This window comes from Streptomyces sp. NPDC054887 (assembly GCF_053610585.1).
In genome coordinates this window covers 1-7,640 of record NZ_JBSGYQ010000069.1, presented here as the reverse complement: position 1 = coordinate 7,640, position 7,640 = coordinate 1, and the positions used below count along the sequence as shown (strand labels likewise).

Annotated in this window: 8 protein-coding genes; 6 read left to right on the top strand and 2 right to left on the bottom strand. The window is 72.9% G+C overall.

Annotated elements, in window-relative coordinates; genetic code table 11:
* Positions 1 to 110 precede the first annotated feature (110 nt).
* Positions 111 to 731, bottom strand: coding sequence for an L-threonylcarbamoyladenylate synthase (locus ACWGH0_RS29095; RefSeq protein WP_453407233.1), 621 nt, complete (start codon positions 729 to 731; stop codon positions 111 to 113).
* A gap of 205 nt (positions 732 to 936) precedes the next feature.
* On the opposite strand from ACWGH0_RS29095, the gene ACWGH0_RS29090 reads away from it, so the two are divergent.
* The gene (locus tag ACWGH0_RS29090; RefSeq protein ID WP_453407232.1) at positions 937 to 1,833 is read left to right on the top strand and encodes a glycoside hydrolase family 19 protein; all 897 of its coding nucleotides are present in this window, start codon (positions 937 to 939) and stop codon (positions 1,831 to 1,833) included.
* 86 nt (positions 1,834 to 1,919) lie between these two features.
* Here the strand turns inward: ACWGH0_RS29090 and ACWGH0_RS29085 are convergent, their stop codons facing one another.
* Positions 1,920 to 3,167 carry a hypothetical protein gene (locus tag ACWGH0_RS29085; RefSeq protein WP_453407231.1) on the bottom strand — a complete coding sequence of 416 codons (1,248 nt, stop codon included), beginning with the start codon at positions 3,165 to 3,167 and terminating at the stop codon, positions 1,920 to 1,922.
* Positions 3,168 to 3,270: 103 nt separating this feature from the next.
* Here ACWGH0_RS29085 and ACWGH0_RS29080 point away from each other — a divergent pair, with 103 nt between their 5' ends.
* From ACWGH0_RS29080 to amiA, 5 genes are all read left to right on the top strand, one after another.
* Positions 3,271 to 4,254: an ABC transporter substrate-binding protein gene (locus ACWGH0_RS29080; protein ID WP_453407230.1), complete on the top strand. Its 984-nt coding sequence runs from the start codon at positions 3,271 to 3,273 to the stop codon at positions 4,252 to 4,254.
* Complete coding sequence (locus ACWGH0_RS29075; protein ID WP_453407229.1) at positions 4,251 to 5,309, top strand: FecCD family ABC transporter permease; 1,059 nt, start codon at positions 4,251 to 4,253, stop codon at positions 5,307 to 5,309. The genes ACWGH0_RS29080 and ACWGH0_RS29075 overlap by 4 nt, the downstream gene beginning before the upstream one ends.
* Positions 5,306 to 6,367, top strand: a complete 1,062-nt coding sequence (locus tag ACWGH0_RS29070) for a FecCD family ABC transporter permease (protein WP_453407228.1) — start codon at positions 5,306 to 5,308, stop codon at positions 6,365 to 6,367. Before ACWGH0_RS29075 ends, ACWGH0_RS29070 begins: the two co-directional genes overlap by 4 nt.
* Positions 6,368 to 6,440: 73 nt before the next feature.
* On the top strand, positions 6,441 to 7,346 hold the full coding sequence (locus ACWGH0_RS29065) for an ABC transporter ATP-binding protein (protein ID WP_453407227.1): 906 nt from the start codon (positions 6,441 to 6,443) through the stop codon (positions 7,344 to 7,346).
* 58 nt (positions 7,347 to 7,404) lie between these two features.
* Positions 7,405 to 7,545 (top strand): streptamidine family RiPP, encoded by a 141-nt coding sequence (amiA, locus tag ACWGH0_RS29060; protein ID WP_453407226.1) that lies wholly within the window; start codon positions 7,405 to 7,407, stop codon positions 7,543 to 7,545.
* Positions 7,546 to 7,640: the final 95 nt, after the last annotated feature.

The following is a 7,640-nucleotide window of genomic DNA, read 5'->3' as shown; positions in this document are numbered from 1 at the left end:
CATTCGCTTTTTTTATTTGTGGGGGGGGCTGGTTTTTGTTTAATCTATCCCCGGTCTGGGGGGCGTCGCGCTGGGGGGGGGGGGGGGCCGCGGCGCGCCCCCCCCGCCGTTCACTCGAAGCGTGAGGGGTCGCCGGCTCCCCGGCGGACGATCTCGGCCTCGCCGCTGGAGAAGTCGATGACCGTGGTCGGCTCGGTGCCGCAGTCGCCCGAGTCGACCACGGCGTCCACCACGTGGTCGAGCCGTTCCTTGATCTCCCAGCCCTGCGTCAGCGGCTCCTCCTCGTCCGGCAGGAGCAGGGTGCTGGAGAGCAGCGGCTCACCGAGGTCGGCGAGCAGGGCCTGGGTGACGGCATGGCCGGGGATCCGTACGCCGACGGTCTTCTTCTTCTGGTGCAGCAGCTGGCGGGGCACCTCCTTCGTCGCCGGGAGGATGAAGGTGTAGCTGCCGGGGGTCGACGCCTTGATCGCGCGGAACACGTCGTTGTCGATGTGCACGAACTGGCCCAGCTGGGCGAAGTCCTGGCAGACCAGGGTGAAGTGGTGACGGTCGTCGAGGTTGCGGATCGACCGGATCCGGCTGAGGCCCTCCCGGTTGCCGAGCTGGCATCCCAGGGCGTAACAGGAGTCCGTCGGGTAGGCGACGAGCGCCCCCGAGCGGATGCTGTCGGCCACCGTGCTGATGGTGCGCCGCTGGGGATTGTCGGGATGCACGTCAAAATACTTCGCCATCCGCCGAGCGTACGCGATCAGGCCACCGCGCTCCGGCGGCGGCGCCCGTACGCCGCCGCCGCGCCATGCCGCCCACTTCGCATTGGTCTATACCTTGACTCGATCATGACATCGCGCTTAGGTGTGGGCAGCCCCCCACCACGGCCACCGCCGGCAGCCAAGTGCCGCCCGCGGCCGGGCCGTTGCGCACCGAAGGAGTGATCGAGTGCTGAGAACACGCCTCGCAGCCCTGCTGGCGAGTCTCCTCATGGCCACCGGCCTCGCCGCGACGCTGGCGCCCTCCGCGTCGGCGGCCCCCGCCGCGACCGTCTGCGACACCGCGCCGAACTGGCAGCAGGGCGCCTGGTACACGGCTGGCAACGTTGTCAGGTACAACGGCGCGTACTACATCGCGGAGCACGACAACCCGGGCTACGACCCGACGATCAGCACCTGGTACTGGAACCCGCACAGCTGCGGGGGTGGCGGCACCCCGTCGCCCTCCGGCTTCGTGGTCAGCGAGTCGCAGTTCAACCAGATGTTCCCGAACCGCAATTCCTTCTACACCTACAGCGGTCTCACCGCCGCCCTGAGCGCCTATCCCGGCTTCGCCACCACCGGCAGCGACACGGTGAAGAAGCAGGAGGCCGCGGCCTTCCTCGCCAACGTCAGTCACGAGACCGGCGGTCTGGTCCACGTCGTGGAGCAGAACCAGGCCAACTACCCCCACTACTGCGACGCGAGCCGGCCGTACGGCTGCCCGGCCGGCCAGGCCGCCTACTACGGGCGCGGCCCCATCCAGCTGAGCTGGAACTTCAACTACAAGGCCGCCGGTGACGCGCTCGGCATCGACCTGCTCAACAACCCGTGGCGGGTCCAGAACGAAGCGCCCGTGGCCTGGAAGACGGGCCTGTGGTACTGGAACACGCAGAACGGTCCCGGCACGATGACCGGGCACAACGCCATGGTCAACCAGGCCGGTTTCGGGCACACGATCCGCTCGATCAACGGCTCCCTCGAATGCGACGGCAAGAACCCGGCGCAGGTCCAGAGCCGTGTCACCAAGTACCAGCAGTTCACCCAGATCCTCGGCGTACCCACCGGCTCGAACCTCTACTGCTGAGGCCGGCCGGCCACTGAACGGGCCGCGGACCGGGGAGGTTTCGTCCCCCGGTCCGCGGCCGCTCCATGTGCGGGAACCGGGGCAGGTCAGCGCCCCACCGGGTCCAGGCAGGCGCCGTCGCCGGGCGTGACGAGCGCCAGGTGGCCGCCCTCGTCGAGCGGCGTGGGCAGGGTGACGAGCGCCGTCTGCCGGGCCGTCACCGCGTCGAAGACGTGGACCTCCCCGTGGCCGCCGCGGGAGACCGCCACGAGTGAGGCGCCCGGGGAGGCGGCCACGGCCCGGCGCTGGACGCCGTCCCACGGGGTGCCGCCCCGGCGGGGAGCTCCCGCCATGGGCGGCAGGGGCACACGGGCCGACACCCTCGGGCCGGGGGACCCGGTGGCGACGAGGACCAGCTCGTCACCGTCGGGGTGGACGCGGGCGAAGGCGACGTGGCCGGCCGCCACCGCCAGGCGGAACACCAGTCCCGGGCCGAGTCCCAGACGGCCGCCGCGACCGGTGTCGAGGTGGTGCCACCAGGCGTCGTTGGTCCACTCCGGCCAGTCCCCGGGTGCGCTCGGGCCACCGCGCACGCAGGACCACAGCGTCCGGCGCGCGGCGTCCAGCCGCAGGTAGTAGCCGCGCCCACCGGTGCGCCCGCCGGCCGTCCACGGCAGCGCTTCCCCGGCGGCGAGCGCGCCGTCGTCCACGCGCGCCCGGTGGACGCCCGAGCCGGCGGCGGCGAACACCCAGCCGGTGGCAGGGTCGCAGGCGTCGCCGTGCCCGTCGTCGTCCGGCAGCGGCAGTGCGGAGCGCGGCGCGGCGGGCGGGCAGGAGGGCGCGGCCGCCATCAGGTCGGCGTGCCGGTACGCGACGAGTTCACCGGGCTCCCGGTGGCGCAGCACGACGGCAGGGTCGTCGGGGGAGCCGGTGAAGGTGACTCCCGGCTCGCCGGTACGGGTGCGGACGCGCACCGCGCTGGGCCCGCCTTCGGCCGCCAGGTCGACAACAGTCAACTGGTCGCTCCAGGCTGTCCAGTTGCGGCCCAGACCAGTGGTGACCGCGATCCGGCGGCCGGTGGTGTCCGCGGCCAGGTGCTCGGCGGGCACGGCCACCGCGGTCCGCGAAGCGACGACCGGGCGCCCCGAGTCCGGGCCGTAGGGGTCGAGTACGACCAGTTCGCCCGCCCGGTCGTCGACGAAGGCCGTGCGGTCGCCGGGGAGGGCGAGGAAGCCCGCGTGCTCCGCGAGGTGCCGGCCGTCGAGCCGCGCCGTCGTCCGCCCGTCTCGTATGTCCACAATGCTTACTTTTCCCGCTACTTGGTCGGCGACGATCAGGCGGGGTCCGAGGTTCATGGTCGGCGTCTCCGGTGCTCGGGCGACTGGACAAGGGGTTGTTTGACAATGATTATCATGTTGAAAACTTGATCCGCACACCGAGAAGAACAGAGGGCACGTCATGTCGCGCGCAGTGCGAAAGGTCCGCCGCTGGGCGGCGGCCGTCGTCATGGGATCGATGCTGGTCGGTTGCGGCGGCGGCGCGCAGGAGCCGGCGTCCGGCAAGGCGCGGAACGGTGACCCCGGTCCGCGGACCGCAGTGGACGTCCGCCCCGTCAAGGCCTCGACCACCATCACCGACGCCCAGGGCGTCACCGTCACCGTCAGGAAGCCGCCCCGGCGCGTCGTCTGCCTGGTCGCCCTGTGCGACGACATGCTGGCGGAACTCGGCATGACCCCGGCGGCCACCAACTCCACGCTGCTCGCCCACCCCGAGTTCCTCGGCAAGGAACGGGCGGGGAAGATCCCGGTGGTCCCCGGTGGCTTCATCAGCCCCGAGGTCGAGGCCGTCCTCTCCCACGAACCTGACCTGGTGATCGGCCTGGAGGACACCCACGGAAAGCTCGCTCCGGCGTTGAAGGGGGCCACCACCTTCTGGCCCGTACAGCCCTCCACCTGGGAGGACAGCGTCGGTTACCTGCGCGACCTGGCCGCGCTGACCGGCCGTACGCGGCAGGCCGAAGCGGCCGAGAAGCGTTTTCGGACCAAGCTCGCCGAGGCGGAGAAGCACAGGAGCGACAAGACGTCCCTGATCATCTTCGGCAGTGACGAGAACTTCGGCGTCGCGACGCCGAAGAACGACGTGGCGGCCGGACTCTTCCCGAAGATCTCGTCGTACCCCTGGAAGGGGCGCGGCGTCGAAGGCAGTTACAGCATCGAGGAGATCCTCACCCGCGACGTCGACGTCCTCTTCGTCGAGACGATCTCCTTCGGCGCCCCGGACGGGCAGCTGTCGGACAAGCTGGCCAAGAACCCGCTGTGGTCCCGCATCCCGGCCGTACGCGACGGCAAGGTCGTGGAGGTGAACGCCGACGTCTGGGCGAAGGGGCGCGGCACGCGCTCGCTCGGTCTCGTCCTCGACGAGGCCACGGCCGCACTGCGGTGACACGCCGACTGGCGGGCGCCGCCGTCGTTCTGCTCGTGGCGACCGGTGTCGCCCTGTGCGCGGGGACGCCGTACGTGGCTCCGCACCGGCTGCCCGCGGCGCTGGGCGGCGGCGGCCTCGACGCCCTGATCCTCACCGAACTCCGGCTCCCGCGGCTGGTCCTGGCCCTGGCCGCCGGGGCGTGCCTGGGCGCGGCGGGCCTGGTCCTCCAGGAGGCACTGCGCAACCCGCTGGCCGTACCCGAGATGATCGGCGTGTCCTCGGGCGCCGCACTGGGCGTCGCCGCGCCGCTCGTGCTGACCCTGTCGGTCCCCGCCGCCGTCGCGCCGCTGCTCGCCCTGGGCGGAGCGGTCATCGGCGGCGTACTGACGCTCGTGGCGGCGGGGTTCGGCCGCAGTCCGTCCGCCGTCCTGCTCACGGGGGCCGCCGTGTCGGCCGCGCTGCAAGCCGGACTGCTGGTCCTGATGGTGCTCGCCGACCAGCTGGACCTCCAGCTCGTCTACCGCTATCTGCTGGGCAGTCTGTCCGCCCGCACCTGGGACGACGTCACCGGGCTGTGGCCGTGGCTGCTCGTCGCCGTGCCGTCCCTCGTGCTGTGCGCCCCGGTACTCGGCGTGCTGCGCCTGGGCGACGACGACGCCCGTGCCATGGGGGTCCGGGTGCGCCGGGCGCGGCTCGGCGCGCTCGCCATCGCGGTCGTCCTGATCGCCCCGGTCGTCGCCGTCTGCGGACCGGTCGCGTGGGTGGGCTTCCTCGCGCCGCAGGTCGCGCGGCGGCTGCGACCGGAAGGGGACGCGACGGCCTGGCTGCCCATGTCGGCGCTCTGGGGTGCGTTGATCGTCCTGTGCGCCGACCAGCCGGCCCGTCTGGCGCTCGCGCCCGTCGAGACGCCGGTCGGCGCGTGGACCGCGCTGCTCGGCGTCCCGGTGGGGGTCGCGCTGCTGCGCATGGGCCGCCGGCCGGCCGCCCCCGTCCGGTCGGGCGCCTTCGGGCCCCCGGGCCGGGCTCCGGACGCGGCGGCGCGGGCCGGAGCCGGCGCGGGAGGCGGCCGATGAGCGCGCCCGGTGCCGTACGCGAACGGCCGCGCCCGCTGCCCTCGATCGGCGCGGTACCCAAGCTGGGACTGCTCCTCGTGCTGGTGGCGCTCGCCCTCTGCGCCCAGACGCTGGTCGGCCGGAACCCGGGGGCGGGCGAGGTGTGGGACGTACTGGCCGGCGCGGGCGACCCGACCGCCCGGCACGTCGTCGTGCGACTGCGCGTGCCCAGGGCGCTCGTCGCCCTCGGCGCCGGGGCGAGCCTGGGACTCGCCGGGCTGCTGCTCCAGTCGGCCCTGCGCAACCCCCTGGCGGGCCCCGAGGTCACGGGCGTCACGCCCGGTGCGGTGCTCGGCGCGGTGACGGCGACCGGACTGGGACTCGCGGGCTGGGAGTCCCCCACCGCCGTGGTCGTCGCGGCCTGCGCGGGCGGCTTCCTCGGCGCCGGACTGCTGTGGCTGCTCGCCGGCCGGCAGAAGGGGGACCCCGAACAGACCGCCGTGTACGGAGTGCTCGTCTCCGCCGTGCTCGCCGGACTCACCGCGGTGGTGCTGCTGGTGGCGCCGGGGGAGTTGGGCAGCGTGGTGCAGTGGCTGATCGGGTCCACCGAGGGGCGGGTCTGGGAGCACTGGTCGCTGCTGTGGCCTTGGGCCCTGGTCTGGGCCGTCGCCGCCTGTTCGCTCGCGGCGCCGCTGACACTCCTGCGGTGCGGTGACGACCAGGCCGCGGCGGCGGGGCTCGCGGCCGGCAGGGCTCGCGGAGCCGCCCTCGTGTGCGCGGTCGCGCTCACGGCGGGCGCCGTGTCGGCCGTGGGGGCGCTCGGTTTCGTGGGGCTGCTGGTGCCGCATCTGGCGCTCGCGCTCTTCGGCGCCGACCTGCGGGCCACCCTCCCGGGAGCGGCGCTGATCGGCGCGCTCGTGGTGTGCGGGGCCGACGCGGCTGCGCAGGCGCTCTCCCGGCTGCTGGTCGAAGCGCTGGACGCCGGACGGCTGAGCGTACCGGTCGGCGCGCTGACGACCTGTGTGGGCGCCGTACTGCTCCTCGTCGTCGCGCGGCGGCAGGGGACCGGAACCGGGTGAGACGGGCGGCAGTCGCCGCCCCGGCGGACCCGCGCCCGGGGCGGACCACATCCACAGGCACTCAGGAGGAGACATGACCGCCTCACACATGACGAACACCGCGCGGGCCGGGAGGGACCCGGCGGCCGGGGACGAGCCGGCGGACGCCCCGCGAGGACCCGCTGCGATAGCCGTCGAGGCGGTGAGCTTCGGCTATCCCGGGCGGCCCGTCCTGACGGACGTGGACCTGCGGGTCGAGCCGGGTGAACTCGTCGCCCTGATCGGACTCAACGGGTGCGGCAAGAGCACACTCCTGCGACTCGTCGCCGGGCTGCTGAAACCCTCGGCCGGCCGGGTCCTGCTGGAGGGCCACGACCTGGGACGCCTGTCCCGCCGGGCCACCGCGCGCCGCGTCGCCCTGCTGCACCAGTCGTCGCCCGGCGTACCGGGGATGACGGTACGTCAGCTCGTGAAGCAGGGGCGGTACGCGGCACGCGGCCCTCTCGGCATGCTCCGGGACGGTGACGACGAGGTGTGCGCGCGGGCGCTCGCCGACGTGGGGGTGACCGACTGGGCCGACCGCGCGGTCGACTCCCTCTCGGGCGGCGAGCGCCAACGGGTGCGGCTGGCGATGTCGCTGGCCCAGGACACCGGCGTACTGCTCCTCGACGAACCCACCACCTACCTCGATCTGCGGCACCAACTGGAGGTGCTGCAAACCGTGGTGAGGCTGCGTGAGGAGCGGAGCCTGACCGTGGTGATGGTGCTGCACGACCTCGGGCACGCCGCGCGCTTCGCGGACCGGGTGGTCGCGCTGCGCGGCGGGCGCGTGGTGGCGGACGGGCCGCCGGAACACATCGTCACGCCCCGGCTGCTCGCCGACGTGCTGGGCGTCGCCGGGCGCGTCGGCCGCGATCCGGAAGGGGGTTGGCCGGTGTGTTACCCAGATCACCCTCTGCCCCCCGACGAACTATTGCGAAACGATAATCATATTCATTAGTGTCTGTCGTGCGGCGCCACCAGGCGGCCGCGACCATCCGAGCGAATGGAGACTCCTCATGGAGCAGCACAAGGTGTTCAGCCCGATCGCCGAGCAGGGCCAGCTGGCGCACCTGTCGGCCACCCACTCCAACGCCCTCGTCGAGAACCCCTTCGAGGACCACGCCGACGCCGACGTCACCGTCGACGAGAGCAAGTAACGCCAACGGAGCGGGCCCGCCCCTGTGATGGGGCGGGCCCGCCCCCCGCTCCGGTCTGGTATAAAAATATACCAGCCCACCAGACCTAGATACAA

What these genes read in the sequence shown, in the direction of transcription:
- ACWGH0_RS29080 (WP_453407230.1), top strand. Translation starts at nt 3,271, where the DNA reads ATGTCGCGCGCAGTGCGAAAGGTCCGCCGCTGGGCGGCGGCCGTCGTC.
- amiA (WP_453407226.1), top strand. Translation starts at nt 7,405, where the DNA reads ATGGAGCAGCACAAGGTGTTCAGCCCGATCGCCGAGCAGGGCCAGCTG.
- ACWGH0_RS29065 (WP_453407227.1), top strand. Translation starts at nt 6,441, where the DNA reads ATGACCGCCTCACACATGACGAACACCGCGCGGGCCGGGAGGGACCCG.
- ACWGH0_RS29085 (WP_453407231.1), bottom strand. Translation starts at nt 3,167, where the DNA reads ATGAACCTCGGACCCCGCCTGATCGTCGCCGACCAAGTAGCGGGAAAA.
- ACWGH0_RS29070 (WP_453407228.1), top strand. Translation starts at nt 5,306, where the DNA reads ATGAGCGCGCCCGGTGCCGTACGCGAACGGCCGCGCCCGCTGCCCTCG.
- ACWGH0_RS29095 (WP_453407233.1), bottom strand. Translation starts at nt 731, where the DNA reads ATGGCGAAGTATTTTGACGTGCATCCCGACAATCCCCAGCGGCGCACC.